At 58.4% G+C, this 26,548-nt stretch carries 25 protein-coding genes and 1 tRNA gene; 14 read left to right on the forward strand and 12 right to left on the reverse strand.

The window, feature by feature from the left end; all coding sequences use genetic code 11:
• The first annotated feature begins 66 nt into the window (after positions 1-66).
• On the forward strand, positions 67-1,635 hold the full coding sequence (locus tag BN77_RS12310; protein WP_007532206.1) for a LysM peptidoglycan-binding domain-containing M23 family metallopeptidase: 1,569 nt from the start codon (positions 67-69) through the stop codon (positions 1,633-1,635).
• 53 nt (positions 1,636-1,688) lie between these two features.
• Here the strand turns inward: BN77_RS12310 and BN77_RS12315 are convergent, their stop codons facing one another.
• Entirely contained in the window at positions 1,689-2,561 is an 873-nt protein-coding gene (locus BN77_RS12315) for an ATP-binding protein (protein ID WP_007532207.1), read from the reverse strand.
• A gap of 211 nt (positions 2,562-2,772) precedes the next feature.
• Here BN77_RS12315 and yajC point away from each other — a divergent pair, with 211 nt between their 5' ends.
• From yajC to BN77_RS12350, 7 genes are all read left to right on the forward strand, one after another.
• Positions 2,773-3,120 (forward strand): preprotein translocase subunit YajC, encoded by a 348-nt coding sequence (gene yajC, locus BN77_RS12320; protein WP_007532209.1) that lies wholly within the window; start codon positions 2,773-2,775, stop codon positions 3,118-3,120.
• Positions 3,121-3,175: 55 nt separating this feature from the next.
• Positions 3,176-5,737 (forward strand): protein translocase subunit SecDF, encoded by a 2,562-nt coding sequence (gene secDF / locus BN77_RS12325; RefSeq protein ID WP_007532211.1) that lies wholly within the window; start codon positions 3,176-3,178, stop codon positions 5,735-5,737.
• Positions 5,738-5,741: 4 nt separating this feature from the next.
• Entirely contained in the window at positions 5,742-6,128 is a 387-nt protein-coding gene (locus BN77_RS12330) for an Mth938-like domain-containing protein (protein WP_007532213.1), read from the forward strand.
• Between the two features lie 2 nt (positions 6,129-6,130).
• Positions 6,131-6,982, forward strand: coding sequence for a phytoene/squalene synthase family protein (locus BN77_RS12335; RefSeq protein WP_007532215.1), 852 nt, complete (start codon positions 6,131-6,133; stop codon positions 6,980-6,982).
• A 68-nt stretch (positions 6,983-7,050) separates the two neighbouring features.
• On the forward strand, positions 7,051-7,515 hold the full coding sequence (locus BN77_RS12340) for a hypothetical protein (RefSeq protein ID WP_007532217.1): 465 nt from the start codon (positions 7,051-7,053) through the stop codon (positions 7,513-7,515).
• Between the two features lie 179 nt (positions 7,516-7,694).
• Positions 7,695-8,354 carry a peroxiredoxin gene (locus tag BN77_RS12345; RefSeq protein ID WP_007532219.1) on the forward strand — a complete coding sequence of 220 codons (660 nt, stop codon included), beginning with the start codon at positions 7,695-7,697 and terminating at the stop codon, positions 8,352-8,354.
• Positions 8,355-8,390: 36 nt separating this feature from the next.
• Positions 8,391-9,428 (forward strand): MBL fold metallo-hydrolase, encoded by a 1,038-nt coding sequence (locus BN77_RS12350; protein ID WP_007532221.1) that lies wholly within the window; start codon positions 8,391-8,393, stop codon positions 9,426-9,428.
• Between the two features lie 162 nt (positions 9,429-9,590).
• Here BN77_RS12350 and BN77_RS12355 read toward each other — a convergent pair whose 3' ends face one another.
• The 4 genes from BN77_RS12355 to BN77_RS12370 all read right to left on the reverse strand — a co-directional run bounded on the left by BN77_RS12355 (position 9,591) and on the right by BN77_RS12370 (position 13,512).
• The gene (locus BN77_RS12355) at positions 9,591-10,157 is read right to left on the reverse strand and encodes a class I SAM-dependent methyltransferase (RefSeq protein WP_244426176.1); all 567 of its coding nucleotides are present in this window, start codon (positions 10,155-10,157) and stop codon (positions 9,591-9,593) included.
• Positions 10,158-10,287: 130 nt separating this feature from the next.
• Positions 10,288-11,721, reverse strand: a complete 1,434-nt coding sequence (trmFO, locus tag BN77_RS12360) for a methylenetetrahydrofolate--tRNA-(uracil(54)-C(5))-methyltransferase (FADH(2)-oxidizing) TrmFO (RefSeq protein ID WP_040677735.1) — start codon at positions 11,719-11,721, stop codon at positions 10,288-10,290.
• Between the two features lie 179 nt (positions 11,722-11,900).
• A complete protein-coding gene (locus tag BN77_RS12365) occupies positions 11,901-12,848 on the reverse strand; it encodes a pyridoxamine 5'-phosphate oxidase family protein (protein ID WP_007532226.1) in 948 nt (315 codons plus the stop codon).
• A gap of 46 nt (positions 12,849-12,894) precedes the next feature.
• Complete coding sequence (locus tag BN77_RS12370; protein WP_007532228.1) at positions 12,895-13,512, reverse strand: glutathione S-transferase family protein; 618 nt, start codon at positions 13,510-13,512, stop codon at positions 12,895-12,897.
• Positions 13,513-13,612: 100 nt separating this feature from the next.
• Between BN77_RS12370 and BN77_RS12375 the strand changes: the two genes are divergently transcribed.
• Positions 13,613-14,500 carry a LysR family transcriptional regulator gene (locus BN77_RS12375; protein WP_007532230.1) on the forward strand — a complete coding sequence of 296 codons (888 nt, stop codon included), beginning with the start codon at positions 13,613-13,615 and terminating at the stop codon, positions 14,498-14,500.
• Between the two features lie 77 nt (positions 14,501-14,577).
• Here the strand turns inward: BN77_RS12375 and BN77_RS12380 are convergent, their stop codons facing one another.
• From BN77_RS12380 to BN77_RS32080, 3 genes are all read right to left on the reverse strand, one after another.
• The gene (locus BN77_RS12380; protein ID WP_007532232.1) at positions 14,578-14,781 is read right to left on the reverse strand and encodes a hypothetical protein; all 204 of its coding nucleotides are present in this window, start codon (positions 14,779-14,781) and stop codon (positions 14,578-14,580) included.
• A 267-nt stretch (positions 14,782-15,048) separates the two neighbouring features.
• Positions 15,049-15,192, reverse strand: a complete 144-nt coding sequence (locus tag BN77_RS12385; protein WP_081593574.1) for a DUF1127 domain-containing protein — start codon at positions 15,190-15,192, stop codon at positions 15,049-15,051.
• A 297-nt stretch (positions 15,193-15,489) separates the two neighbouring features.
• Entirely contained in the window at positions 15,490-15,636 is a 147-nt protein-coding gene (locus tag BN77_RS32080) for a DUF1127 domain-containing protein (protein WP_007532236.1), read from the reverse strand.
• 842 nt (positions 15,637-16,478) lie between these two features.
• Here BN77_RS32080 and BN77_RS12390 point away from each other — a divergent pair.
• The 4 genes from BN77_RS12390 (at position 16,479) to tig (ending at position 20,074) form a co-directional block, all read left to right on the forward strand.
• Positions 16,479-17,582: a DUF2157 domain-containing protein gene (locus BN77_RS12390; RefSeq protein ID WP_007532238.1), complete on the forward strand. Its 1,104-nt coding sequence runs from the start codon at positions 16,479-16,481 to the stop codon at positions 17,580-17,582.
• Entirely contained in the window at positions 17,579-18,166 is a 588-nt protein-coding gene (locus tag BN77_RS12395; protein WP_007532239.1) for a GDYXXLXY domain-containing protein, read from the forward strand. The genes BN77_RS12390 and BN77_RS12395 overlap by 4 nt, the downstream gene beginning before the upstream one ends.
• A 155-nt stretch (positions 18,167-18,321) precedes the next feature.
• Positions 18,322-18,406, forward strand: a tRNA-Leu gene (locus tag BN77_RS12400).
• Positions 18,407-18,592: 186 nt separating this feature from the next.
• The gene (gene tig / locus BN77_RS12405; protein ID WP_007532242.1) at positions 18,593-20,074 is read left to right on the forward strand and encodes a trigger factor; all 1,482 of its coding nucleotides are present in this window, start codon (positions 18,593-18,595) and stop codon (positions 20,072-20,074) included.
• Positions 20,075-20,468: 394 nt separating this feature from the next.
• Here tig and BN77_RS12410 read toward each other — a convergent pair whose 3' ends face one another.
• The 4 genes from BN77_RS12410 to BN77_RS12425 all read right to left on the reverse strand — a co-directional run bounded on the left by BN77_RS12410 (position 20,469) and on the right by BN77_RS12425 (position 25,373).
• The gene (locus BN77_RS12410; protein WP_007532243.1) at positions 20,469-22,262 is read right to left on the reverse strand and encodes a B12-binding domain-containing radical SAM protein; all 1,794 of its coding nucleotides are present in this window, start codon (positions 22,260-22,262) and stop codon (positions 20,469-20,471) included.
• Between the two features lie 181 nt (positions 22,263-22,443).
• On the reverse strand, positions 22,444-23,850 hold the full coding sequence (gene sthA / locus BN77_RS12415) for a Si-specific NAD(P)(+) transhydrogenase (protein ID WP_007532245.1): 1,407 nt from the start codon (positions 23,848-23,850) through the stop codon (positions 22,444-22,446).
• Positions 23,851-23,951: 101 nt separating this feature from the next.
• Positions 23,952-24,569: a dual specificity protein phosphatase family protein gene (locus BN77_RS12420; RefSeq protein WP_007532246.1), complete on the reverse strand. Its 618-nt coding sequence runs from the start codon at positions 24,567-24,569 to the stop codon at positions 23,952-23,954.
• A gap of 159 nt (positions 24,570-24,728) precedes the next feature.
• Positions 24,729-25,373, reverse strand: a complete 645-nt coding sequence (locus BN77_RS12425) for an AraC family transcriptional regulator (protein ID WP_007532249.1) — start codon at positions 25,371-25,373, stop codon at positions 24,729-24,731.
• Positions 25,374-26,204: 831 nt separating this feature from the next.
• Here BN77_RS12425 and BN77_RS34765 point away from each other — a divergent pair.
• A partial coding sequence (locus BN77_RS34765; RefSeq protein ID WP_040677097.1) for a LysR family transcriptional regulator occupies positions 26,205-26,548 on the forward strand: 344 nt, incomplete at its 3' end.

Below are 26,548 nucleotides of genomic sequence, written 5' to 3' on the forward strand. Positions count from 1 at the left end.
ACCGCGTGGTAATACTAACCCGCTTTAATAAACCCACAAATGGTTGCGTCATCAGTGGGTCGAGTCATGCGTTTCAGTCTTTCGCCAAGAGTAGGCAAGTCTGCCGGTAATGTCCTGATAGCGGCTTTGCTGGCGAGTGCAGCAACGGGTTGCAGTTCCGATGTGACACGTTTCGGTGGTCTTTTCTCGTCGTCCGGTCAGGATCAGATGACGACCAATTCAATCCCACGCAGAAGCATGAGTGGCCTGCAGGCCGATCCGGTCCCGCAGGCCGATCTGGCGCAGGGCGGCTACGCTGCGACCAATCAGGCGATGAGCCAACCTTATCCCGCCCAGCCCTCTTACGGCGCCTCCAGCGCCCGCATGGCCTCCGCACCTGTCTCCGTTCAGCGCACCGAGCTTGCGGCACCCTCCGCAGGGGCGCCAGTAGCGCCCTCCCATGAAAGGCAGGTCGCTCTCGCTCAGCCATTCCCTGCAGCCGCTGCCCCGAAGAAGTCGGCGGCCATTCGCGTTCCGCCGAAGACGGCAACCGATTCGATCGTTACCGGCACGACTCCGAAGGCTTCTGGCTGGTCGGCAACGAACGCACCCTCCGTCACGCTTCGCCCGGGTGAAAGCATTGCGACGCTCGCTAATCGCTACGGTGTGCCGGAGAAGGAAATCCTGCGTGTCAACGGCTTCAAAACGTCGGCTGCCGCCAAGCCAGGTCAGATCATTCTGATCCCGACCTTCAACGGAGGTAATGCCGCCAAGGCAGCCGCCCAGACAGCCGACCTCTCGAAGGGTGAGCATCTGCCGCAACCGGGCAAGCAGCAGGAGCAGAACGTTGCGGTCGTTCCGGGGGCGAGTTCTGCCCGCGACAAGTCGGTCGCAAATGCCGATCCGTCAAGCAAGCTTGCGGCAGGTGCGGGCAAGGGACCGAAGGGCACTGGCGGCACCTATGTCGTCAAGCCTGGCGACTCGCTTGCCAAGATTGCCAAGGCGACGGGCACCAGCATCGACGATCTGAAGGCTGCCAACAACCTGTCGGCTGGTTCGATCCGCATCGGTCAGGAACTCAATCTTCCGGGCGCCTCGCAGGACGGCATGAAAACCGCCTCCATTCCAGCGAAGGCAGAACAAAAGCAGGTCGCACAGCCCGCCTCCGCAACGACGACTGCCGCTGCGCAACCGGCAACCTACAAGGCTCCCGTCGCCACGGAGACAGTGGATGAGGCTGCCAAGAAGGAAGTGGCGTCGGCCGCACCCGAGGCAACCGGCATTGGCAAGTATCGTTGGCCGGTTCGCGGTGCAGTGATTGCGGCCTACGGCGCCAACGTCAACGGCAGCCGCAATGACGGCATAGATATCTCCGTGCCGCAGGGAACGCCGATCAAGGCCGCTGAAAACGGCGTCGTCATCTATGCCGGAAACGGTCTGAAGGAACTCGGCAATACGGTTCTCGTGCGCCATGATGACGGTACGGTCACCGTCTACGGCAACGCCGATACCTTGAGCGTCACCCGTGGTCAAAAGATCCAGCGCGGCCAGACGGTTGCCGTCTCCGGCATGAGCGGCAACGTCAAGCAGCCGCAGGTCCACTTCGAAGTCCGCAAGGATGCGACACCGGTCAACCCGATTACTTTCCTCGAATAGGTACTGCGTCCGAGGGTGCTCAAAAGCCCGGCCTCAAAGCCGGGCTTTTGTCATTATGAGCGGTCGAGTGGAATGCGCATCCGACCCGCGAGATCCTGAATGTACTGCCAGGCGACGCGGCCGGAACGCGCACCACGGGTCGTGGCCCATTCCAGCGCCTCCGCATGCATCTTTTCGCGATCGATCGGTAGCTTGAAATGGTCTGCATAACCATCGATCATGGTCAGATAGTCGTCCTGGCTACACTTGTGGAAGCCCAACCAGAGGCCAAACCGGTCTGATAGCGAAACCTTCTCTTCGACCGCTTCGGAGGGATTGATCGCCGTGGACTGTTCGTTCTCCATCATGTGGCGCGGAAGCAGATGGCGCCGGTTCGACGTGGCATAGAAGAGCACGTTGTCTGGCCGCCCCTCGACACCACCATCAAGGGCTGCCTTGAGCGATTTGTAGGCCGTGTCATCGTGGTCGAACGAGAGGTCATCGCAAAAGACCATGACGCGATGCGGTGCATCCTTGAGAAGATCGAGCAGTGTCGGCAGGCTCGCAATGTCTTCGCGATGCACTTCGACCAGCTTCAGCGATACGCCACTCTCGCGCCGCACATCCTCGTGAACAGCCTTGACCAGCGACGACTTGCCCATGCCGCGTGCACCCCACAGGAGAACATTGTTGGCCGCATAGCCTTCGGCGAAGCGCACCGTATTCTCGTGCAGGATGTCGCGTACGTGGTCGACGCCGCGGATCAGCTTGAGTGCCACGCGGTTCGGCCTCGCAACCGGCTGGAGATGCTGGCGGGCAGGGACCCAGACGAAGCAGTCAGCCGCGCTCCAGTCGTTGACTGCAGGCGCAGGGCCTGCCAAGCGGTCGATCGCGTCCGTCAGTCGGCGCAGCTCCGTCAAAATGGCGTGGTTTGCATCTTCGGCCATGGGCCTTCCTCCTGAATTCTGGTTGTAGCCAGGCTACCCCGTGTCTTTTGCCTGGTGCGTAGCATGGCCTTTTGCGAGCGGAAAGGTTATGAGGCAGCGGAATCGGTACGGTTTCCGGCTGTTTCTGTTGCATTCGCAAAGACCATAATTATAGTCCGGCCACCCGAGAAAAGGCGGAGTTCCGCCCCCGGAAAGTTTTGAGGAGTTTAGCATGTTCATCACCCCGGCATTTGCCCAGGCTGCCACCGACAGCGCTGCGTCGCCGTTCGGCTCTGGCTTTGAAATGATCATCCTTTTCGTGCCGCTGATGGTCGTCTGGTACTTCCTGCTGATCCGTCCGCAGCGCGCACAAGCCAAGAAACGCGAAGAGACCCTGAAGGCGATCCGTCGCGGCGACCAGGTTGTCACCGGTGGCGGCCTCGTCGGCAAGGTCACCAAGGTTGTTGACGACAAGGAACTCGAAGTGGAGATTGCAGACGGCGTTCGCGTTCGCGTTGTCCGCAGCGGCATTTCGGAAGTTCGCGTCAAGGGCGAGCCGGTCAAGGCGGACGCCGCGTAGTATTGCAAACCTAGCCACGAACCGGATTGGTCGGGTCGGAAACAGTCGAGAGAAAATGCGTCGTTTTTCCCGCTTGAGTGCCGTTCTGATCTGGTTGTTGGTGGTGGTGGCCGTGATCATCGCGGCCCCCAATCTTTTATCGGAGGGGCAGCGCTCCTTGCTGCCCTTGTGGCTCGCTCACAGTCGCGTCGTACCAGGACCCGACGTGCAGGGCGGTTCCCACCTGCTTCTCCAGATCGAACGCGCCGATATCGTGAAGGACCGGCTGGAACGCGCAGTCGCGGATGTTCGCGGCAAGTTGCGCGAAGCCAACATTCGCTACACAGGTCTGACCGGCAACGATCAGGACATCACCGTCAAGATTACCGATGCCGGCCAGGTGGATGCTGCCGTCAAAGCCTTGAACGCACTGACGGCGACCACGAAGGTCGGCTGGTTTGGACGTTCGGTCCAAAATGTTTCCCTGGAGAAGGGCAACGACGCACAGCTTACGCTTCGAATTTCAAACGACAGCATCGACGAAGGAATAGCGACCGCGCAAGCACAGTCCGTTCCGCTCGTCGAGCGCCGCATTGCGGGTCTTGGGATCAAGGATTTTTCCGTTCGCACCGACGGTGATGACCGCATCGACGTCAAGGCCCTCGGTTCGATCGACGTCGAGCGGCTGAAGAATATTCTGAACGAGCCTGCCCGGCTGTCGGTTCGTATGATCGATGAAAGCATGTCGGGGCAGCAGGCCCTTGCCGGTCGCTGGCCGGCGACATCAGAGGTGCTCTATTCGTTGGACGATCCGCCCATTCCCTACCTCGTTGATCGAACAGAATTCGTAACAGGCAAGAACCTTGTTGATGTCCAGGCGATTGCCGATGCGAAAACGGACTCGGTCGCAATTGCCTATAAGCTGGATCACGAAGGAACCGAGCAACTCGCGCAGAAGACGCGCCAGAACATCGGTCGGCACCTTGCCATACTTTTCGATGATCAGGTCATGGCCGCGCCGCTGATCAATGCGCCGATCCTGGACGGCACCGGAAAGGTGCCGGTCAGCTTCAGCGAGGACGGGGCCCGCGATCTCGCGCTTATGTTGCGAAGCGGCGCCCTGCCGGCGACGTTGACGACCGTGGAGGAACGCACCGTCAGCCCCAGCCTCGGCGCGGAATCGAAGCGCGCCGGTCTGGTCGCTGGCTTCGTTGCCGCGATCCTTGTCACCGGCTTGATGTTTGCCTTTTATCGAAAGCTTGGCATCATCGCCGGCATTTCGCTTGTCCTGAACCTCCTCCTGATTCTCGCTGTGCTGAGCGTGATCGGCGCAACACTGACGCTGCCAGGCCTTGCAGGCATTGTCTTGATCATAGGCATGGCCGTCGATGCGAATGTGCTCGTCTACGAGCGTATCCGAGAGGAGGCGAAAGCCGGTCACTCCTTCGCCGACGCGATCGATAACGGTTTTTCGCGTGCATTCCTGACGATCCTTGACGCCAATGTGACGATCGTCATAGCGGCGGTCATTCTCTACTATCTCGGCAGTGACACCGTTCGGGGTTTTGCGGTGACGCTGGCGGCGGGAATTCTGACGACTGTCTTTACCACTTTCACGCTGACACGCTGGATTGTCGTCACCTGGCTTCACCGCAAGCATCCGCGGCATCTGCCGAGGGACGTCCACACGGGCATCTTTGATCACGCCAACATCCGCTTCATGGGTATACGGCGCTACACCTTCACGGCATCGGCAGCGCTTTCGATCCTCGCGATGATCGGCTTTGCGACTGTCGGCGCCAATCTCGGCGTTGATTTTGCCGGCGGGTCGCTGGTGGAGGTCAAGGCGAAGCAAGGCAATGTCGACCCGGATGATATTCGCGCTCGTCTCTCCGATTTGAACATTGGGGACATTGAAGCTCGCCGCCTCTCCGACGCGTCGACGGCATTGGTTCGCATCCAGGCGCAGGGCGGCGGCGAAAATGCCGAACAGTCTGCGATGACCTTGCTGCGGGATGAGTTGAGCGACGACTACGAGATCCGGCGGGTCGAGGTTGTCGGCCCTTCAGTGTCGGGCGAACTTACCAAGGCGGCGACCTTGGGCATACTTGGCTCGCTGGCTGTCATCTTGCTTTACATCTGGCTGCGCTTCCAATGGCAGTTCGCGGTCGGGGCGATCATCGCGACACTGCACGATATCATTCTGACGCTTGGCCTCTTCGTGTTGACCGGGATGGAATTCAATCTGACAAGCGTTGCGGCCATCCTGACGATCGTCGGCTATTCGCTCAATGATACCGTCGTCGTCTATGACCGGATGCGCGAGAATCTGAAGCGCTATCGCAAGATGCCGATGCCGATCCTGATCGATGCGTCGATCAATCAGACGCTGTCGCGCACGGTTCTGACGGCTGCAACGACCTTGCTTGCGCTTTTCGCGCTCTGCCTTTTTGGCGGTGAGGTGATGCGCCCCTTCGCCTTTGTGATGCTGTTTGGCGTTGCCATCGGCACCTTTTCCTCCATCTACATAGCCGCGCCCGTGCTGATCGCTTTCAAGCTCCGCCCGGACGTGGTCGATAGCGACCAACATAAGAAAGTGGCCGAGCCGGATGCGAACTCCGGCAATCCGGCAGTGTGAGAATATGGCAAGAGGCATAGAAATCCGTGAGGCGCATTTTCCCGGACGCGCGCCGATCGATACCTACGGCAATGGCGGTTTCCGTTTCGCCGACATGTCCCATCGCGGGTCGATCCTTTGCCTGCCGTCCGGCATCTATGGCTGGGACATGGATCTGTCGAAGCCACTGTCGATCGAGAACTTTCAAAAGGTGCTGGATGAGGCAGGGGAGATCGAGGTTCTGCTGATCGGCACCGGTAACGATATGCGGCCGATCCCAGCGGATTTGAAGTCCGCGCTGAAGGGCGCAGGTATTTCCTCAGACCCCATGAATACAGGCGCGGCGGTCCGCACCTTCAACATCATGCTCATGGAATCCCGCGCTGTTGCCGCGGCATTGATCGCGGTCTGACAATGGCCGATCAGTCTTTGACGAGCCAGGACATTTGCCTGGCGACGCTTCGCGACAACGACCGTGATCGCTATCTGGCCTGCCTTTTGTCGCCGGAAAGCAAACGGAACGCGTTGGCGGCCCTCTATGCCTTCAACGCCGAGCTTGCGCGCATTCGCGATCTGGTGCACGAGCCCCTTCCCGGCGAGGTTCGAATGCAATATTGGCGTGACCTACTAGAGGGGAGCGCGCATGGATCCACCCAGGCAAATCCAATTGCCGCAGCCTTGCTATCGACGATCGAAGCGCACCGCCTGCCACCGCAGACCCTCGTAGACATGATCGATGCTCGCATCTTCGATCTCTACGACGATCCGATGGAGACACGCGTCTCGCTGGAGGGGTATGCCGGCGAGACCGCATCTGCCCTCGTTCAGCTGGCGAGCCTGGTGCTTGCACCGGAGGAGGCGGCGAGAACGGCCGAAGCTGCTGGCCACGCTGGTGTTGCGCAGGCCATCGCCGGTCTCTTGCTTCTGATGCCGTTACATCGCCACCGCGGCCAGCTCTACATCCCGCTTGAAATCCTGGCCGCTACCGGGCTCGATCGTGATGCGTTTCTCGCCGGCGAGGACAAACCGCGTATCTCTGCCGCGATCGAAGCCTTTGCTGGGCTCGGCCGTGATCATCTGGCCAAGGCGAGAAAGGTTGCGATCCCGCAAGCCGTGTTCCCCGCCTTTCTTCCTGTCGCTCTCGCAGAACCGGTTCTCGTCAGCGCCCAGCGCGTGGGCGCGGGCCTGTTCGAGCGTCAACTACAGCGGTCGCAATTTAGGCGCCAGTTGGGCATGTTGCTCGCGTTGATGCGCAAGAAAATCTGACGGTGTTTAAACTCGCGCAAGGCTCATGGTCTATAAAGGCGTCGTTGCGGCTTTGATCGGAGAGCGATGTGAGCATTATCGTCTGGTGCGTTATATTCGCGGTCGTGATTGTCATCGCCTTCGTTTCGACGCGCATGGCGGCGCAGAACAAGGAAGATGGCCTTCACGACACGGGCCTCGCGATCATCGAGTTCAATCGGGCTTTCCCCACCGAAGCGATCCGCCAGTTGCAGGCAACCGCCAACGGCCAGGCTGTGTTCGTGCGCCTGCATGACAATAAGGCGGGCTTCATGCGCAACATGCAGAGGCACTATTCATGCCACATCATCGAGCCGGGCAGGGTACGTGTCCTGAGCTCTGAAACAGGCAGGGGCCTCGGCATCGAGTTCCTCGACGCCCCGCATCAGAACGGTACGTTCGAATTCGCATCCGCCAGAGAGGCATCAGAGGTCTCCCTCTGGCTGCTCGGAAACTATGTGGCCGACCGCGATAAGGCTTTGCCCTCCCACGGCTCCACGGCTTCGAACGGCTAGTAGCGCGAACCGGGGTCCTATCCTCACGTTACGGCAGTAATCCTCTTCCGATCGGTCGCACCTTGAGTGATGCCGGAGACGGCCGTTTTGCCGTTGCCTACCGTCTGAAATAGGCGCAAGATTTATGTCCATCCGGTAAAGTTTGAGTTTGTATTCACAAACGCTATGGGAGGTGCGTGATGCTTGCAATCAATGATACCGCTCCGGATTTCGAAGCCCAGACAACCGAAGGCAAGATCAATTTTCACGAGTGGATCGGCAATTCCTGGGCGGTGCTGTTTTCGCACCCCAAGGACTTTACGCCCGTCTGCACGACCGAACTCGGTTACATGGCGCGGATCAAACCTGAATTCGACAAGCGCGGTGTGAAAATCATCGGTCTTTCCGTCGATCCGCTTGAACGTCACGCCAGCTGGATGAAGGATATCGAGGAAACGCAGGGCTATCGTCCAAACTATCCGATGATCGCGGATGTCGATTATACCGTATCGAAGCGCTACAACATGCTGCCTGCTTTGGTGTCCGGCGATCCGACACAGCGAACCCCGGCCGATAACCAGACCGTCCGCAACGTTTTCGTGATAGGGCCTGACAAGAAGATCAAGCTGGTCATGGTCTATCCAATGACCACTGGCCGTAACTTCGACGAAGTGCTGCGGGTCATCGATTCCCTTCAGCTTACAGCCAAGCACAAGGTCGCAACGCCGGTGAACTGGAAGAATGGGGAGGACGTGATCATCGCCGGCTCAGTCTCCGACGACGATGCGAAGAAGCAGTATCCGCAAGGGTGGCGCGCGCCCAAGCCTTATATCCGGATCGTGCCGCAGCCACACGGATAGTCGATCGCTAACCAGGCCGCCATCAAGGAGGTGGGGATGATCTTCCGGCAGCTGTTCGATCCGGTGTCGAGTACCTATTCCTATTTGCTCGCAAGCCGGACGGGCGGTGAGGCGCTCATCATCGATCCGGTGTTGGAAAGGGTCGATCGTTATCTTCAGCTCATCCACGAGCTTGATCTGAAGCTGGTGAAGGCCGTGGATACGCATCTCCACGCCGACCACATCACTGGTCTTGGCGCCCTGCGCGACAAGACTCACTGCATTACCGTGATGGGAGAACAGACGAAGGCCGACGTCGTTTCGATGCGCCTTGCCGACAACGACAAGCTGACCATCGAGGGTCTGGCGCTTGATGTGATTTATACGCCTGGCCACACGGACGATTCCTATAGTTTCGTCTTGCCCGACCGTGTGTTCACCGGCGACACCCTGCTTATCCGAGGCACGGGTCGGACCGATTTCCAGAATGGCGATCCAAAGGCGCAATACGAGTCGATCTTCGGTCGACTGCTCAAGCTTCCGGAATCGACCATGGTTTTCCCGGCGCATGACTACAAGGGTGACACAGTCTCGACCATCGGTGAGGAAAAGGCTTTCAATCCGCGCCTGCAGGTAAGGTCCGCCGATGAATATGCCGACCTGATGAACAATCTGAAGCTGGCCAACCCGAAGATGATGGACGTCGCCGTTCCGGCCAACATGAAGGTCGGCATGAACCAGGACAACGTGATGCGCCAGGGCTGGGCGCTGACCGCGCAGCAAGCGCTGAGTGTTGTTGGCCTCGGCGACGTCGCGCTGATCGATCTACGCGAGACTGCCGAGCGGCAGCGAAACGGCACGATCCCGGGCTCTCTGCACGTCCCTTATCCGTCTCTGGAGGAAAGCATCGGCGATGGTGGGATGCTGCATGAGCTGGCAAGCTCGACCCGCAAGAGGCTGCTCTTCTACTGCGCGTTTGGTGAACGATCGGCAATGGCCGTGCAGGCAGCGCACGACGCCGGCCTTCCGCTCGCCTTTCATATTCAAGGCGGCATCGATGCCTGGAAGAAAGCCGACGGACCGATCGCGCATTAGGAGTTGCCTTGCACTGGTCTAGACGGTGCCGGTTGAGGCCTGCGATCACGAATGCCGAGGCTTTGACGCAAGGCACCAAAGCAGGGTTATTGCTTGCGTCTTTTGCTGACACGGGTCAATGCCGTGCTCACCAGCTCAGGCTCGCATGGCCCCAATCTGCTCTCAGGCTACCTGAAATATGGCCGCGTAGTGATATGGCGGGAGATCGACGATCCGCGCCATGGCAAAGCCAGCGGTTTCAACGATGGTGCGGACGGCCTCGGATGACATGCGCATTTCAGTCCGCGGTCCGCGCGGCTTGCCCAACACGACCGTTTCCTCTCGAGGCACCGGATGCCAGTTGATGACGCAGAACAACCCGTTTGGCCGAAGAACTGCCCTTACGGAACGTGCAAGACCGATCTGATCAGGAACACCGTGGAAGGTATTGGCGATCAAGACAAAGTCGACCAGGTCGTCAAGGCGTTCGGCGAGCGAAGTGGCGTCCGCGCAAATCCACTGGCGAACGGACGCGCCTCTTCGTTCAACTTCGCCCTTTGCGAGCTCGATCATGGCGGGATCGAGATCAAGGGCCACCACATTTCCATCAACCAGGGCTGCGAGTGGGCCGGTGAAGTAGCCATCGCCACAACAAAGGTCGAGAACGCTCATGCCCTGCCGGATGCCAATCTGCCGAAGTAACCCTTTCGGATCAGGCCAGAGCGCAGACCACCAATCCCTGTCTGGCATGGACGTGCCTTGAAACAATGCTGCCATAGATGTCACGCAGTTTGACGAGGTCCGCTATAGAGAATTTACGACCCACACCGAGACCCTTCAACCGCTGGCAAGCCGGACAATGCTGATGCTTGCGGCTTAATCACGCACTTTCAGCGAGCTTGACGTCTTGTCCGAGCCAGCGGGCACAATCGGCAAGTGCCCGCTTGGCGATCAGCTGCCGCTTCATGATGGTTTTGTCCTTGCCGCGGAAACGCTTGACGCCTTCGGGTTTGACGATTGATCCGGGCTCAAGCTCGGGGAATAGGCCGAAATTGATGTTCATCGGCTGGAAGGACCGCTTGCCCGGCTCCTCGTCATTGACGATGTGGCCGCCCGTGATGTGGCCAAGCAGCGAGCCGAGCGCCGTCGTTGCGGGCGGCAGGGACAGAGCTTCGCCTTTGCGCTCGGCAGCAGCGAAACGGCCCGCCATCAGCCCGACGCTGGCGCTTTCGACATAGCCTTCGCAGCCAGTGATCTGTCCGGCAAAACGCAGGCCCTTGCGCGACTTGAGCGTGAGCGACGGGTCAAGCAGCGTCGGCGAATTGATGTAGGTATTGCGGTGAAGGCCGCCGAGGCGGGCAAATTCGGCGTTCTGGAGCCCCGGGATCATACGGAAGATCTCTGCCTGGGCGGCATACTTCAGCTTCGTCTGGAAGCCGACCATGTTGTAGAGCGTGCCGAGTGCATTGTCCTGCCGCAACTGAACGACGGCGTATGGCTTGACTGTCGGGTTATGCGCATTGGTCAGGCCCATCGGTTTCATGGGGCCGTGACGCAGCGTCTCCCTGCCGCGCTCTGCCATCACCTCGATCGGAAGACAGCCGTCGAAATAGGGCGTTCCTTCCCATTCCTTGAACCCGACCGTATCGCCGGCGATCAGTGCGTCCACGAAGGCGTTGTACTGCTCTTCGCTCATCGGGCAGTTGATGTAATCCTTGCCAGTACCGCCAGGTCCAATCTTGTCGTAGCGCGACTGGTACCAGCAGATATCCATATCGATGCTGTCACGATGGACGATCGGCGCAATCGCATCGAAGAAGGCAAGCGCGTCCGCACCTGTCTCGGCCTGGATGGCGGTTGCAAGGGAAGGCGCCGTCAACGGGCCGGTCGCAACAATCGCGAGGTCCCATTCCTTCGGCGGCAGACCGGTTACCTCTTCACGAACGACGGTGATCAACGGATGCTCGTGGATTGCTTTGGTAACGGCGTCGGAAAATCCGTCACGGTCGACGGCCAGCGCGCCACCGGCGGGAACCTGGTGCTTGTCGGCACACGCCATGGTGAGTGACCCTGCCATGCGCATCTCGGCATGGATGACGCCGACCGCATTGCTGGTCGCGTCGTCCGACCGGAATGAGTTGGAGCACACAAGTTCGGCAAGGCCATCGGTCTTATGGGCGTCGGTGCCGCGCACGCCGCGCATCTCGTGCAAGACGACAGGAACACCGGCATTTGCGATCTGCCAGGCCGCCTCTGAGCCGGCGAGCCCGCCGCCGACCACATGGATGGGAGAATGGGAAGAGGTTTTGTTCATGCGCGGCTGATTACCACGCTGAGCCGGCGCAGGAAACCGAAGAATTGGCGACGGCTCGATGCCGGCACCGATACCTCCCCACACCAGATCAGGCGGAGCGTTCGTCTTGGTCACAGCGCACCTCCTCGCAAGCGCAATCGCATGTCGCCGGGCGGTGACGTCATCCCAACTGCCAGTCGTCAAAGGATGGGAGATGGGCCATCCCCGCGCGAGCGCCAGCGAAGCGGCAATGCTGCCTGCCTGAAGATGATCCGCGTCGGGCGAAAGCGCCACAGCCGCTCCGCACTCGGGAATGCGGCTATCTCAGGCGATTCCAGAATGACCTCAGCGTTGCCCGATAACTGCAGCAGATCGCCGTTTTCGAAATCCACGAAGGCCAATCCCGCCTTCGGATTGGCAAGAATGTTGCCGAGCGTGTTGAAGAAGAGGTTGCCGGCAAAGTCCGGGATCGTCAAAACGTCATCCTCGCCAATCCGGACAAATCCGGGTCTGCCGCCGCGATGCGAAACATCGATTTGACGCCCTTCTTTATCGCGGTCGACGTACGAGGCAACGAAGAATGTATCCGCCTTGGCAATCATTTCGGCAGGACGGCCGTCCAGCTTGTCAAAGCTGACCGGGTCGTACCCGGAGGGCTTCGTTGGATCGCGTGCGAACTCGAAGTCGCGCAGCTGGATGTATTTTGGGCAGTTGCCATAGGATTGCCCCACGCACACATCGAAGCCATCCTGCTCGGTCCGATGTATGGTGCCGTTCAGCCGGTTGCGACGGCGCGTGTGGAGTTCGATGCCAAGCATAGCGATGGCCTTGCCGTCATCCATTCCCGCGTCGGCCGGGTCGATAAGGTCACGCCGAAGGCGCACATTTAGTGTGTGGACGTCAGGGCTCTGAAGGAAACCCGGACGATTGGCACGAAGTGTCGCCCATGCGTTGCCATCTGCATCCACCGTTCCGAGGACGATGAAGGGCAGTTGCGGATAGAACTGGCGGTGCTGCTCGATCAGGTGATCTCGCAGCACGCGGCCGCCCACTTCGGCCATGCGACTGGCGGCACCGACCTTTTGCTGCAGAGCTATCTCTCCGGCATGCCAGGGAGAGGGGGTGGCGCTGTGTGTCTCGGTAGACATGACGGGCTCCATGACGGTTTTGGGTCGGGCACGGCGATCAAACGCGTCAAGCCGCCTCGACAATGCCGACGGGTGATTTCTGGAAGGATTGAAAGCCGGGAAGCGCTTCTATCCGCTCGAGCCAGGCCGTTACGTTACGGTAGGCGGACCGGTCGACGTTACCCTCAGGCGCCCGGGCGATATAGCTGTAAAGGGCGACGTCGGCGATCGTCGGTCGCGTCGTGGCGACCCATTCGCGACCGACCAGATGCGTGTCGATAAGGCCAAGAATGCGATGAGCTCTCGCGATCACCTCTTCGGTGTCAAATTTCGCTCCGAATAAGGTCACAAGACGTGCCGCGCCTGGGCCATAGGCGATTTCGCCCGCCGCGACCGACAACCAGCGTTGAACTGCCGCCGCTGCCGCCGGCTCCTCCGGCAGCCATCCCTCTGAGGCATACTTCTTGCCAAGATAGACGAGGATGGCGTTGGAATCGCTGATGACAACGTCGCCGTCCTGAAGCACGGGCAGCTGTCCAAATGGGTTAAGCGCCAGGAAATCGGGGCTCTTGTGCTCACCCGCCGACAGGTCGACGTCCACGATATCGGCCGTGGCACCGATAAGAGAGAGGAAGAGACGGGCGCGGTGGGCGTGGCCCGAGAGCGGATGCGAATAGAGTTTCATCAGGCTGATCTCCGTGTTGGTGATCAGACGATAATTGTTTCAGATTGTGTGGTTAATGATGATAGTATGAAAGATACTATTTCTGAGAACGGAATAAACTATGGATCGACTTCAATGCATGAGGGTTTTGGTCAAGGTCGCCGAGACGGCGAGCTTTGCGCAGGCGGCGCGCCAACTTCACATGAGCCCTCCGGCTGTCACGCGCGCGGTTGCCTTTCTGGAAGAGGCCACAGGGGCGAGGCTGTTCGTGCGCTCAACGCGCTCGGTGAAGCTGACGCCCTCGGGAAGCCGATATGCCGATGACTGCAGACGGATCCTCAGCGATATCGACGAGGCGGAAGCCTCGGCTGGTGGATCTCATTCAACGGCGTCAGGCATACTGACAATTACTGCACCGGTGCTGTTCGGTCAGATCCATATCGTCCCGATCGTGACCGAGTTTCTCACGATGCACCCGGCCGTCACCGGACGGGTCCTCTTCTTCGATCGCATGGTCAACCTGGTAGAGGAGGGCATCGATGTCGCCATCCGTATTGGCCATCTTCAGGATTCGGTCCACCGGGCAATAAAGGTCGGTAGCGTGCGACGCGTTGTCTGCGGGGCGCCGGCCTACTTCGGGCGCCATGGCGAACCGGCAATCCCGGCCGACCTCACCCGGCACGTAACCATCGTCAATACAGGGTCATCGGCACCGTTGGACTGGCACTTTGCGCCGAACCATACGCCGGTCAAGCTGCACCCGCGGATGTACTGCAATACTGTCGATGCATCGATCTCCGCAGCCGTGACCGGCTGGGGCCTGACCCGGACGTTGTCCTATCAGGTGGCAGAACATATTGCTGCCGGTCGGCTGAAAACAGTACTTGATGAGTTTGAAGAGGAGCCGTTGCCGATCCACGTCGTCCACATCGAGGGCAGGCATGTCTCGGCCAAGACACGTGCGTTCGTGGATTTCGCCGTTCAGAAGATAAAGGCCCTTTACCTCTAGCGGCCGGGTGGTCTCGATGCCGAGGCGGTTTCAGCCTCGAAACCGCCCGGGCCGTGCCGTAGCGGCCGCATCTATCCTTAAGCCACGGTACTGGCCGAGCTTTCGTAGCGTTTTGACAAGAAGCTTAATCGGTCGAGATTGTTCAGGATATCGACCATGTCGCATGCTTCGCGCCACGTCATCCGAGCCATCTGAACGCCGTTCAGTTCGGCCGGTCGTTGTGTCGTGGCATCGATGACGGTCCACAAACCGTCTTCCATGCGAAGATTGTATCGGCACATTGGGCATGTCTCCGTTATGAAAGCGGCCGGATAGTTTCATAATGGTTAATATTAGTCCACCCTAAAGAACCGGTGTGGTCGCTGTATCAACAGGGCAGCTCAGATCAAATCCTGCCTTGTCGTGCGTTCACACTGCTGCAGCTATCGAGTTTTCTTCGGGATTTGGGTTCGCGATCGTATCGCTAGACGGCGCCAGTTCTCTGCGAAAGGCCCGGAATCAAAAACGGCGCCAATGGCGCCGTCTTGGAAGCTTCACGCTCGCCGCTATTAGCGGAACGAGCGGGAAGCGATATTGCGAATGTCGTAGCGGCTAACGCCAATGTCGGCGAGCGTCTGGTTGGAAAGGCTGCCAAGTTCGCTAAGCGTACGGCGGTAGCTCATCCAGCTCTTTGCAATGCGGATCGGGTTCATCTTCATCTTCCTCAGAATGGTCGTTGAGAGCAGCGCCATCGCCGTCTCATCGTTGCCATTCATATAGATGTTCCCTCTCGTATTGTGCAGTGCAAAGAAAAGGCATCTGCTATGCAATTGTGCATGCGATGCTCATTTCCGATGCAATGATTATTCTCTGAGCGCTGCCAAAAATGGGGGGAATGTGAATGCAACTGTTGCGGAAGCTGGTTGGCGGACAAAAGAAAACGCCCGTTGCCAGGGGCAGCGGGCGTTTTGGCAAGGCGATCTGCTTGGGAGGATAGCGGATCGCTTGGATTAGCGGGCAGAAGCCTCGCGAGCAACGCGATGGATGTCAGAGCGGTCGATACCGAGGTCGTGCAATTCGCGGTTGGTCATGCGGCCGAGTTCGGTAACCGTCTGACGATACTTGCGCCAGTTGTTGAAAGAGCGTGCGAAGTTCATTTTGATCCCCTTTCGTAGGGCTTGGAATTTGCCAGCTGCCGCCAATCGGCGCTGACCTCTACTTGATGACCCGGAATATATGTTGCACTGCGAAGCGGTAACAGAGACAAGATTTCAGAGCACCTATGCATTCTATGCAAGTCTGTGGCCGTGGATCGGACGATTTGGTCAATTTGTGATTAATCGATAGGCAGAGCGGCGTCGAGGCGAGCGCAGTCGATATTTGCTTCCCCAGTCGGTTCGATCGGACACATGGCGCCTCAGGTGGAGAAGGCTCAACTGCCGTCGAGGTCGTCGATCGTGCCTCTCATAGAACGATGCCGCCTCTCATGCGCGCGTTTCTTCGCGAGTTAAGTTGCGGTCGATGCCCTGATTGCATTGCAGAAACAGGATTGTAGTTCTCTAGGCCCCCGAAAACCAAACGCCCACCGGGGGAGGATCCGGTGGGCGTCATTGAGGCGACTGACAACTGGGGAGGAGGAGTGTTGTCAGTCCATCGGAGGGCGCTGGGAGGAGGAGTGCGCAGCTCCGAATTTCGTTACGAAGATCATCTTCGAAGGCTTCCGGGAAGACCGGGGCAAGGACGCCATTCCCTGCTCTTTGAAACGTAATGTAGACCGCTCTTCGCGGATTTTGCAGTGCAATATATACATGATGGCGATGCACTGGACGCATGGCTCTGGGTAGAAATCTTTATATTAGAGATTTGCTGTTATTGATCGGTTAATGTGAGCCCCGACTTTGTCTAGTGAGGAATTTGTGTGGGAATATTTCCCTGATGCTCCACGACTAGCTATAAAGCAGGGACAAGCGCATCATCGCGCATTTGCACGGAGTAGGGCATGTACCGCGGTCGATTAAAGCGAGACCTTTCGGTTTGGGTCGAAAAGGGGCTTTTGCCGGAAGCAACCGCTTTAACGCTGCTGAGTGAATTTGATGGCCGCCCGGCAAGCTTCAGCCTCGGCAAGGTTTTGATGATCCTTGCGGCAATCCTGCTTGGGGCGTCCATCCTGCTTGTTGTCGCCTCGAACTGGGAGGCCATTCCGCGGCTTGTGCGCCTCGCGGTCATTTTTGCGGTTATTTGGACCGTGCATCTCGGTGCAGCGGTCATGCTGAGGCGCAACGCGATCGCCGCGGCGAGCGGACTGCTCGTGATTGGCACCTTGTCCTTTGGCGGGGCAATTTCGCTGGTCGGGCAGATGTACCAGCTTTCGGGCGACGAATTGACAGTGATGTATCTCTGGTTTGCCATCGCGGTGGTGTCGGCGGTTCTGTTCCGGTCCGGCGTCGTTGCCGCGGTGGCGGGCTTTCTGTCCTGGGCTACCTTCGCCGCCTATCTCAACACCTATGACATGCGATGGGTCGGGCTCGAGCCTTGGATTGTGCCGCTCATGGCAGCGGTGGTTATTGGTCTCGTGCGCTTTACCGGAGCAGACCGCGTGCGTCACCTCGCATATCTGCTTTTGGTCGGTTGGCTTACGTGGCTCTATGCGGTGAACGAGAATTTCTGGCTCGCGCTCGCCTATGCCGTCGGCGGCATGCTTGCTTTCGTGCTTGTCAGTTTGCCACTGTCGCAACGTTTTACGCTCATCAGGAGCGCCGGCTCCGCTCCCGCCTTCTACACATTCCTCGTCACCGTGATTGGTCTGTCTCTCCTGCATGTTGAACTGGAGCATGGCTGGCAATTTGTAGCATTGGCGCTCGCGACGCTGGGGGCCGCGGTGCTTGCGATAGCGCTTCAGGGGCGCAACAACGGTGCGGTGCGCTATCTTGCGTACACGGCGTTTGCCGTCGAGATGCTCTATCTTGCATCGGTGACGGTCGGATCGATTCTCGGCACCTCGAGCCTCTTCTTGTTCTCCGGGCTTTTCGTCGCTGCCGTTGCGTGGATCGTCATTCGTCTCGAGCGGCGATTTGCCGTGAGAAACCTGGAGGCAACCCGATGAGCATCTTCACGAAGCAGAACTCCGGGCGTCGCTATGTTGTCGCCGCAATTATCGTGGCAGCCCTGCAGACCGCCATTCTCGGCTATGTCATTGAGAGCCGCGCGTCGATTTTGAGAAGCGGCGCTGACGCTCTCCTGAAGACTGCGCCCGTCGATCCTCGTGACTTTTTACGCGGAGACTATGTTGTGCTGAACTACGATATCTCCTCGGTCCCAGTCGCGTCGATTGTTGGTGGCGTGCCGCAGGATCAAGGCAGGAAGAGCCTCTGGGTGCGGTTGAAGCCCGGTGAGGACGGTTTTTTCGGCATTGTCGAATCATCCTTCGAACGCCTGAAAGAAGAGCCGGGGACTGTGGTTGTGCGCAGCAGACCCTTCTATAGTGACGGTCCCAATTCCGCCGACCATATCCGCGTCGAGTACGGGATTGAGCGCTACTATGTTCCTGAAGGGCAAGGGACGGCCCTGGAGAAGGCCCGGCAGGGCGGTGACGTCTCCATTGCTATTCGCGTCGGTTCGGATGGGACAGCGCAGATAAGGAGCCTCATCGTCGATGGCAGGCCCGCTTACGACGAGCCGCTTTACTAAGTTGAGAGCCAATGAGTGTGGAGGCTTGCGAGTGCGGGCGAAAACACTGTCATTTGTCCTTCATTTTTCCTTTGCCTCTACCAAATCGGGTGATATAGAGACGCCGCGCTCCGGAAGGCCTCATGTGCAGGCATATGCATGCGGTTTTTGAGAACGCGGGTATGGTGAAATTGGTAGACACGCCAGATTTAGGTTCTGGTGCCGCAAGGCGTGGGAGTTCAAGTCTCTCTACCCGCACCAAAAGCTTGCTTGCAGGCGGGGGGACCGGAACCGGTGTCCCTCGATTACCCGGCAGCAAAGCGCCGTTCCGCAAGGGTGGAACGAAGAAGAATTGAGAATAAGCCACGCCCGGCAATTTTCCGGCGTCGTGCTCATCGAAACGAACGGCGTCTGGGCACGGCCGCCACGAAATGAAGGTAGGAAGACATGCAGGTTATCGAAACGCTCGCTGAAGGGCTGAAGCGCGAAATCAAGGTCGTAATCCCGGCCAAGGACATGGAAGTCAAGATGAATGAGCGTCTTGCCGACGTGAAGGACAAGGTCCGCATCAATGGCTTCCGTCCGGGTAAGGTTCCTGTCGCTCACCTCAAGAAGGTCTATGGCAAGTCCATCATGGCCGATCTCGTGAACGAACTCGTGCGCGAGCAGCCGACCGCAATTCTTGCAGAGCGCGGCGAAAAGTCCGCGACGCAGCCGGAAATCGCGATGACGGAAGACAAGGACGAGGCAGAACAGATCCTCGCCGCTCAGAAGGACTTCGAGTTCACGCTCTCCTACGAAGTTCTGCCGCCGATCGAACTGAAGTCCAACAAGGGCATCAAGATCACGCGTGAAGTTGTCGACATCTCCGACGAGGAAGTCAACGAGCAGGTTCTGAAGGTTGCCGAAAGCGCCCGCTCTTACGAAACCAAGAAGGGCAAGGCTGCCAACGGCGACCGCATCACGATGGACTACGTCGGCAAGGTCGGCGGCGTTGCCTTTGACGGCGGCACCGACCAGGGCGCTGAACTCGTTCTAGGCTCCGGCCGCTTCATTCCAGGCTTCGAAGACCAGCTGGTCGGCAGCAAGGCTGGTGACGAGAAGACCATCACCGTTACCTTCCCGGCCGACTATCCGGCCAAGAACCTGGCTGGCCAGGAAGCGACCTTCGACGTGTCGGTCAAGGACGTTGCCGCTCCGGCCGACATTGAAATCAACGACGAACTGGCAAAGAAGCTCGGCCTTGAATCGGCTGACCGTCTGAAGGAAATCGTCCGCGGCCAGATCGAGTCGCAGTACGGCTCGATGACCCGCCAGAAGGTCAAGCGCCAGATCCTCGACCAGCTTGACGAAATGTACAAGTTCGAGACGCCTGCCTCGCTCGTCGACGCCGAATACAATGGCATCTGGAACCAGGTCGCAAACGACCTCGCTCAGTCTGGCAAGACCTTCGAAGACGAAGACACGACGGAAGAGCAGGCTCGCGAAGAGTACAAGAAGCTCGCCGAGCGCCGCGTTCGCCTCGGCCTCGTCCTCTCCGAAATCGGCGAAAAGGCCGGCGTTGAAGTGAGCGAAGACGAAATGCAACGCGCGATCTACGAACAGCTGCGTCAGTATCCAGGCCAGGAAAAGCAGATCCTCGACTTCTTCCGCAGCCAGCCGGGTGCGGCCGCCTCTATCCGCGCTCCGATCTTCGAAGAAAAGGTCATCGACCATCTGCTGACCGAGATTGACGTCACGGACAAGAAGGTGACCAAGGAAGAACTGCTCGCCGACGAAGAAGGCGAAGCCTCCGAGAAGGGAGCAAAGAAGGCTGCTCCGAAGAAGAAAGCTGCTGCCAAGGCAGAAGCTGCTGAAGGCGAAGAAGCCGCAGCTGCGAAGAAGAAGGCTGCTCCGAAGAAGAAGGCTTCCGAGGACAGCGCCGAGTAATCTTCGGCTAATCGAAATTACCAAAGCCCCGCCTCGTGCGGGGCTTATACATTTGAAGGCCGGAGCATCGGATATGATGCTCCGGCCTTGTTTGTCATTGGATGGTTGCAGCACCGCAATGGCGATGCGGTTGATTCGTGCCTCGCCAGAGCTTTCCTTTCGAAAAAAGCAAAACCCTTTATTCATTGAGGCTGCAGCGAACCGCTGAAAGCTCTGCGCTCGCGTTGAGCGAGACAACCGCGAAAGATGATCTCGTCCTCACACAAGAATGCAGGATTATAGGGCAACGACGCTTGACGCCTGGCACCGTTCCCTTGGTCCCGCTCGACGCCAGTCACTTGCGACGAGCATTGTGCTTGGAAGAGGTAGACCGTCCGCCCGCTATGCTAGAAGCTCAGACCGCGGGTCGCGCGGTTTTGTGCGCGTGGGTCAGCTCGGCGACCTTGTGTATATGCGAGACCGCAGCCCGACCGCCTGCCGTCTTGGTGAAGAGCTCGAGCGTCTCGTCCTCGTGCTCACCAACTGGTGTCAGCGCCTGATCCATGTAGGTCTTCGATTTCTTGTCGCGTGAGATGAAGAAGGCGCTCGTTGCGAGGCTTGCAATGGTGGCGCCCAGCTTCAAGTGCTTGGTAAAGGTTTCCCAGATGAAGCGCGGCCAGAACGTGACCGCGTGCTCCCTCGGAAGACCTGGGCGGCGTTCGGAGGGATGCTTGAGACGAAGCAGCCCGCTCTGCAGCGGATGAACGTTCTCCAGCGGCACGGTTGTCGCGAATGAAACGAGCATCTTGACCAAGCTGGCAAGTGGCACGCCGGTGACAACGGCCCGGCGCAGCAGTGTCTTCAGGTGCTCGGGCGAATAGTAGAGTGACCAGGCCTCCTGGTAGATGTCTTCCCATTCCTGCTTGCTCATCTTCGGGTGCGCAGTACAGACGTGCTCGACATCGTAAATGTTGAGATCGGCGTCCATCTCGACGCCTTTCTTCCACAAGGTCTGGTGATCCTCCGAGCCAGGCAGCGGCGTCAGCACGAAGAATTCAATCACGTCCAAGGGCAATTCATGCTGGATGATGGCGATATCGCGTCGGATCGTCTCTGGCGTGTCAGCCGGGAAGCCCAGAATATAGCCGGCAAGCGTCATGATGCCCTGGGCTTTCCAGGCAAGTAGCATCTTCCGGTACTCAGTGATCTTGTTCTGGTTCTTCTTGGCCGCAGTCAGGTTGTCGGGGTTGACATTCTCAAGCCCGATGAAGACGCGTGTGACGCCGGCGCGCTTGGATTTTTCGATGAAGTTCGGGATCTTGTGGCAGAGCGTGTCGACCTGGATCATCAATCCAAGCGGAATGCCGTCCTTCTCCCTGAGTTCGATCAGGCGGTCGAAGATCGCTTCCCAATCCCTGTTGCGCGCGAAATTATCGTCGGTGATAAAGAACTTGTGGATGCCTTGCGCCCAGTTCATCCGCACAAGTTTTTCGACATCATCCGCCGAGCGGAAGCGTGACTTGCGGCCCTGCACATTGATGATGGTGCAAAAGGAGCATTGATAAGGGCAACCACGGCCCGCATCGAAGCTCGTGCTGAGACCAAGCGTTTGGGCCACATTGGCTTTCGGAAGGAACGGAACCGCTGCACCTTCGATGCTCGGCAAGTCATTCATGAAATTGTAAAGCGGCTCAAGCTTGCCGCTGGCGGCATCCTGCAGCACCCGGTCCAGTCGGCCTTCGGCTTCTCCGGCAAACATCGAGATGCCCATCTCACGACATGCGTCCAGGCCGACCGCCTTGCCGTCGAGCATGGCAAGACACCCCGACACGTGAAAGCCGCCCATGGAAACCGGAACACCAGCCTTTCGGAAGGGGCGCGCGATGTCGAGAGCCCGCGGATACTGGTTGGACTGAACGCCAACGAGGGCGACCATCCCGAAATTGTCGTGCTGCTCAAGTCGCTTGAGGAGTGCCTGGATGTTGACGCGCGTGTTCGTCTCGTCGATGACCGTAATATCGATTGCGACATTGGGGCCGAGGACCTTGCGCTTAGCGCAATCGGACGCGATCCCATAAATCGCAGCCAAGGAGTTGGACGGGATCATCGCCCGCCACCACCGGATCACATAGCCGTCATCGTCGTAGTGCGACGGCTTGATGAGGATGAGCTGGAAACTCCGTTCGGCGGTCTTGGACAGATCTTGCACGTCTTCTCACTGGTAAGAGGAATCCCCGGAAATGGACGCTACCAGACGCGGCGGATTATACAAGCGAAGGTTTTACCGGTGCTGTTCGACACAAATAAGTCAGACCGAATGAATTTCGGCCGTATGTCAGGTTTCTGTTTTCGTTAGTAAATTGTCAAAAGCCTGCGGCCTGGCCAGGCAATCAAAGCTCTGACTTGATGTCGCCCATACGGTTCCACGCATCAAGACCGGCGATTTTATAGGCTTCGGCGAGCGTTGGATAATTGAATGTGTTTTCGACGAAGTATTCGACCGTTCCCTTGAGGTTCAGCACGGCCTGGCCGATGTGAACCAGCTCGGTTGCTCCTTCGCCGACAATGTGGACGCCAAGCAAGCGGCGCGTCTTCAAAGAGAAAATGAGCTTCAAGAGCCCGGTATCTAGGCCCATGATATGTCCGCGCGAAGTTTCGCGGAAACGCGCGATGCCGCATTCATAGGGAATACCGCGCTCCTTCATCTCTTCCTCGGTCAGGCCGCAGGTGGAAATCTCCGGCACGGCGTAGATGCCGTAGGGGAAGTATTTCGGCGGCTCCTTCGCGACCGCACCGATGGCAACGCGGGCAGCGATGCGGCCCTGTTCCATCGATGTGGACGCAAGGCTCGGGAAGCCGACAACGTCGCCTGCGGCGTAGATGCTCGGGACGGAGGTCTGGAATGTCTCCGGATTGACCTTGAGGCGGCCACGGCTGTCAGCTTCGAGTCCCGCAGCTTTAAGGTTGAGCGTATCGGTCGCCCCCATGCGTCCGGCGGCGAACAGAACCATGTCTGTCACCAGGTGGCGACCGTTATCGAGTTTCAATTCGACCTTGCCGTTGTCCAGGCGCGTCACCTTGTCGGCCTTGGTACCGAGCAGGATTTTCATGTTGCGATCGCGCAGCTGATAGGTGAAGTCTTCGACGATTTCCCGGTCGATGAAATCAAGCATTGTTGATTTGGGATCGATCACGGTGACTGCGGTATCCAGTGCACTGAAGATCGTCGCATATTCGATGCCAATGACACCAGCCCCAATGACTGCCATCGAACGCGGTAGCTCCGCGATGTCGAGCAGTTCGTCACTGTCGAGTACGGTCTTGCTGTCGAAGGGGATGTCGTCAGGGCGAAACGGCTTCGTGCCGACCGCTAGCAGGATGCTCGCCCCGGTGACCTTGAGGATTTCGCCATCGTCCTTGACGATTTCGAGGGTCGACGGATCGACAAAGCTTGCCTTGCCTCTGATGTGCTGGACGCGGTTTCGGGCGAACTGGTGTTCCAGCACTTCGACTTCGTGATCAAGGGTGATTAGTAGGCGCCGCCGGAGGTCATCGGCGCTGATTTCTTCCTTCACGCGATAGGATCGACCGTAGAAGCCACGCTCGCGCCAGCCGGAGAGATTGAGTGCTGTTTCGCGCAGGGTCTTGGAGGGAATTGTACCGGTGTGCACCGAAACGCCGCCGACGCGCTTTCCCTGTTCTATGACCAGAACCTTCTTGCCAAGCTTGGCCGCCTGGATTGCGCCGCGGCGGCCTGCCGGGCCGCTACCCACAACAACGAGATCGTACTGGAACATTTACCTGGCCCCGAATTGGAAAGCTGGAATCATTTTTGCGACGCAATATCTCGCGCGTCCACCGGTAGCAGGTCAATGTTGCAGATTATTTTATGAGAACATCAGGACTCACGGAAGCCAAGGAAGGATTCCAGCTTTTCGAAGGTACGATCCATGGCAAAGGCACGGCTTATTGGCAGCGCGATGTGGCCGTAGAAGATCGACATCTGTCCTTCCGCCACCTTCTCGTCCGTCTTGCTGATCGCAGCCAAATAGAGGGCCGATGCGAGTCCGGTCCGGTCGGCACCGGAGAGGCAATGTATCAGCAGCGGCTTCGGAGCGTCTTTCATGACTTGGATCAATTCCTTCGCCCGCTCCGGAGAAAGCTCCTTGTAGGCCGACATTGGGAAATCGATATGCTCGATGCCAAGCGCCTTTGCTTGTTCGACTTCGGCGTTCCATCTTTGGCTGTTTGTCCCGCCGCGAAGGTCGATGATCGTTTTTATCCCATAGCGCTTCGAGAAATCCACCATAGCTTGCGGGGATGGTTGCGACGAGCGGTACACTTCGCCCGCGACGACCGTGTGGAAGTTGTTCGTGGCTTTCAAATAGAGAGCATAGCTGCCAATGATGAGAAAGAGCAGGACAACGAAGGATAGCGCTGCTTTCCCGGAGCGAGGAAACTGGCGAGAAGCGATCGTCGTCGTCATGAAGGTCTCGAAGCAGGATGGTTGCAGCATCGCCGCTCTGACACCCAAACCTGACGGGCACCTGAAGCGGATTCGGGCCTGCTAGGCACACTTATGCACAACCACAGATTCCGCGAGATTGGCCCCCCTCTGAAAGGAGGTTGTTTTACAGCGCGGATTCGATGTCAGCCGACCTCGATTTGCCATCGCTCAGCATCGCGTGCACTTCAAACGGCGAGGTGTTTCCCCGATTTCGCGGCGCATCCAATGAGCAAGATGAGACTGATGAGCAAACCCCGTCAGATGTGCAACCTCACTGATGCTGAAGTCGCTAGCGAGCAGCAATAGCCGCGCCTTCTCGATCCGGCGACGGAGTACATATCGATGAACCGTTTGTCCTGTCGCGGCTTTGAACCAGGTCCTGAGATGTGAATTGCTAACGCCCGCGACCTTGCTCAGCGTGTCCAAGGAAAGCGGCGTTTGAATTTGGGCTTCAATGAAGTCCAACACACGCTTCAGTTGGAGATCGGATAAGCGGCTCGTTCTTTCGGGCTCCTTTTCCTCAAGTTCCAGCAGGCGAACCGCTAGCGCAATGCCGATGCTGTCGGCAAACAGCGATCCACTCGGCGAACCCGCCCGGAAATCATTTTCAAGCGCGCGAGCGAGGTACTCAATCCGTTCGCTGTCAGCACATACTCGCACGCCCAGATGGAAGCATTCGGTTTGCATGAGCTGGTCGAGATGAGCTACCTGTTCGAAAACCCGTTGCTTGTCGATTCCTTCGATTCTGAAGCTACCCTTGGAGTTAAGGCGCAGAGCCTGAATGTAATGATCGCCGATACGCTTCGCGATCATATTTAGGGCATAAGGCGTTCTGCGCCTGGCTGATGCGAAAGCCACAGCCAGTGCAGAATCGCCACTCGACTGCCGCTCACCATGGCGTATGCCGGAATAGATAAGATCATCTGCGGGCACGGGCCTTGCAGGTATTTGTCTGCCCGCTGAGAAGGATTTGTCTGGTCGAGCCGTGCGTCTCGTCGTATCTAAAGAATTCAAACGGTCGTGGTCAGCCTAGATCGTCTGCATTCATTTGCATACTTCGGAATCAGCTGCGCAAAGCAAGTAGGCAGCCTGAAAACCGAACGCCACGATCGCCTTGCACATGAGGCGTCACGATCACTCTCACTCTCGTAGGTGCGGTCCGTACGCGCAAGCGGTGAAGCGTGTTTTGGAAGTGGCCGAGAGTTCACATCCCTTCAGGGCGACCCAAATAGCTCTATGTTGCGAGGCGGACACCCGCTCCTCCGTTAGGAGCGGGGCCTTCATCGAAGAAAATGACTCCTCGTGCTTCGTATACCCGTTTGATCGCCTCGATGGTGACCGGTTGTGGCCCGCGGGGACCGGGATCGTCTTGTTCAACCCGGCTTACGGTGTTGGCGGTCACTTTAGCTAACTCGGCTACTTCCCGTACGCCAAGCTTCAGTATTGCACGAGCCGCCCGCGCTTGAGTGGAGTTCAAAAAACGTGACCTCGTATTTATTTCGATACAGGGTATTGACGAATGCGCTGTCTCAATATAAATACACTGTATCCTTGGTGTCATCAATGTTGCTCACTGGGCGTATTGCGTCCTGTGGATACACGTGCACGTTAAAGTATCTGAGTCACCTGTCAGGTAGGATCAGAATGGAATTGCGTCAGCTCTCCTATTTCAAGGCGGTGGCCGAGGAACTGCACTTCGGCCGGGCGGCAGCGAGGGTGCGGATTGCCCAGCCGGCGCTCAGCAATCATGTGATGGCACTGGAAAGGGAGCTTGGCTGTGCGCTCTTCATCCGCTCGACGAGGCGGGTGGAGCTGACCAGGGCAGGGGAAACCTTCTACGATCGCTGTGTGCGCATCCTCAGCGAGGTCGATCTGACCACCGAGCTGACGCGGGCGGCCGGCGGCAGCCGCATGCGCCAGATCAGGATCGGCACCGTCTATCCGGCCACCATCGGCATGCTGCCGACCTTCCTTGCGAAGATCGCCCG

The organism is Rhizobium mesoamericanum STM3625, from assembly GCF_000312665.1.
Lineage (GTDB): Bacteria > Pseudomonadota > Alphaproteobacteria > Rhizobiales > Rhizobiaceae > Rhizobium > Rhizobium mesoamericanum.

Coding starts and splice junctions, on each gene's coding strand:
- BN77_RS12310 (WP_007532206.1), top strand. CDS start 67: ATGCGTTTCAGTCTTTCGCCAAGAGTAGGCAAGTCTGCCGGTAATGTC.
- BN77_RS12315 (WP_007532207.1), bottom strand. CDS start 2,561: ATGGCCGAAGATGCAAACCACGCCATTTTGACGGAGCTGCGCCGACTG.
- yajC (WP_007532209.1), top strand. CDS start 2,773: ATGTTCATCACCCCGGCATTTGCCCAGGCTGCCACCGACAGCGCTGCG.
- secDF (WP_007532211.1), top strand. CDS start 3,176: ATGCGTCGTTTTTCCCGCTTGAGTGCCGTTCTGATCTGGTTGTTGGTG.
- BN77_RS12330 (WP_007532213.1), top strand. CDS start 5,742: ATGGCAAGAGGCATAGAAATCCGTGAGGCGCATTTTCCCGGACGCGCG.
- BN77_RS12335 (WP_007532215.1), top strand. CDS start 6,131: ATGGCCGATCAGTCTTTGACGAGCCAGGACATTTGCCTGGCGACGCTT.
- BN77_RS12345 (WP_007532219.1), top strand. CDS start 7,695: ATGCTTGCAATCAATGATACCGCTCCGGATTTCGAAGCCCAGACAACC.
- BN77_RS12350 (WP_007532221.1), top strand. CDS start 8,391: ATGATCTTCCGGCAGCTGTTCGATCCGGTGTCGAGTACCTATTCCTAT.
- BN77_RS12355 (WP_244426176.1), bottom strand. CDS start 10,157: ATGCCAGACAGGGATTGGTGGTCTGCGCTCTGGCCTGATCCGAAAGGG.
- trmFO (WP_040677735.1), bottom strand. CDS start 11,721: ATGAACAAAACCTCTTCCCATTCTCCCATCCATGTGGTCGGCGGCGGG.
- BN77_RS12365 (WP_007532226.1), bottom strand. CDS start 12,848: ATGTCTACCGAGACACACAGCGCCACCCCCTCTCCCTGGCATGCCGGA.
- BN77_RS12370 (WP_007532228.1), bottom strand. CDS start 13,512: ATGAAACTCTATTCGCATCCGCTCTCGGGCCACGCCCACCGCGCCCGT.
- BN77_RS12375 (WP_007532230.1), top strand. CDS start 13,613: ATGGATCGACTTCAATGCATGAGGGTTTTGGTCAAGGTCGCCGAGACG.
- BN77_RS12380 (WP_007532232.1), bottom strand. CDS start 14,781: ATGTGCCGATACAATCTTCGCATGGAAGACGGTTTGTGGACCGTCATC.
- BN77_RS12385 (WP_081593574.1), bottom strand. CDS start 15,192: ATGAACCCGATCCGCATTGCAAAGAGCTGGATGAGCTACCGCCGTACG.
- BN77_RS32080 (WP_007532236.1), bottom strand. CDS start 15,636: ATGAACTTCGCACGCTCTTTCAACAACTGGCGCAAGTATCGTCAGACG.
- BN77_RS12390 (WP_007532238.1), top strand. CDS start 16,479: ATGTACCGCGGTCGATTAAAGCGAGACCTTTCGGTTTGGGTCGAAAAG.
- BN77_RS12395 (WP_007532239.1), top strand. CDS start 17,579: ATGAGCATCTTCACGAAGCAGAACTCCGGGCGTCGCTATGTTGTCGCC.
- tig (WP_007532242.1), top strand. CDS start 18,593: ATGCAGGTTATCGAAACGCTCGCTGAAGGGCTGAAGCGCGAAATCAAG.
- sthA (WP_007532245.1), bottom strand. CDS start 23,850: ATGTTCCAGTACGATCTCGTTGTTGTGGGTAGCGGCCCGGCAGGCCGC.
- BN77_RS12420 (WP_007532246.1), bottom strand. CDS start 24,569: ATGCTGCAACCATCCTGCTTCGAGACCTTCATGACGACGACGATCGCT.
- BN77_RS12425 (WP_007532249.1), bottom strand. CDS start 25,373: ATGATCGCGAAGCGTATCGGCGATCATTACATTCAGGCTCTGCGCCTT.